The organism is Micrococcus sp. KRD012, assembly GCF_017168555.1.
GTDB classification, from domain to species: Bacteria; Actinomycetota; Actinomycetes; order Actinomycetales; family Micrococcaceae; genus Micrococcus; species Micrococcus luteus.
This window is the reverse complement of the sequence record NZ_JABFBB010000040.1, coordinates 1-788: the sequence shown is the minus strand read 5'-3', so window position 1 is coordinate 788 and position 788 is coordinate 1. Positions and strand designations below refer to the sequence as shown.

The 788-nt window shown below is 75.4% G+C and carries 1 protein-coding gene; it reads left to right on the top strand.

From position 1 onward, the window contains the following. Nucleotides 1-545, top strand: a 545-nt coding sequence (locus J1M37_RS11080) for a hypothetical protein (RefSeq protein WP_206452663.1), incomplete at its 5' end; no start/stop codon positions are given. Between the last annotated feature and the right edge of the window lie 243 nt (nt 546-788).

The following is a 788-nucleotide window of genomic DNA, read 5'->3' as shown; positions in this document are numbered from 1 at the left end:
CCACCGCACCCGGCACCGCGCCGGCCGCGCCCGACGGCGCCGCGCGCGCCCTCGACATGCCCCCGCGGGAGTTCGTGGAGTGGATGGAGCAGGAGGCCGCGGCGTCCGACCTGTGGTGGCAGCTCAAGGAGCGCGGTGAGCTGGGGGACTGGCACCGGCTGGACGGGGTGGGGCGGATCGCGGACCTGGTGCACCGCGCCGTCGACCCGCGGGACCACCTCACCCTCGAGGACGACGACCCCGTCACCCGCTACGCGCAGGTGATGCAGCTCGGCGGCGGGCTGTTCCTCGTGGAGATCGCCCGGCGGTTCGAGGACGTGGGGGCCTACAACTGGCGCATCGGGCGGGGCCGGGCCGGCGAGGACGCCGAGAACGCACCCGGCGGCCTGGTGACGGGCGTGCAGGAGCTGACGGCCGCCGAGACCATCGAGGTGCTCACCAGCTGGGCCCAGGGCCATGGGCTGCCCCTGGGGTACGGGGCGTCCCTGCACGTGTACGGCAACATGCCGCACCCGGGGGAGGCGGGGGAGGCGCCCGGTGTCTGAGGCGGGGCCTCCCAGTGCCGACGACGCAGGGTGCGCTCGCGGCCGCCCACCGTCAGGGCCATCGTTATGCCCCGGTACAGCACGGTGCAGGGCACGCGGGCGGGTCGAACGCGGGGATTACGCCCCGGAGGATGCGCGGGACATTGACCATCGAGGCGGAGGTCTTGGTCTGCGCACCGGGGAGGGCGCGGCGGACCGGGATGCCGACGGCGTCCGCGAGGTCAAGGGGCCCGGGGGCCAACG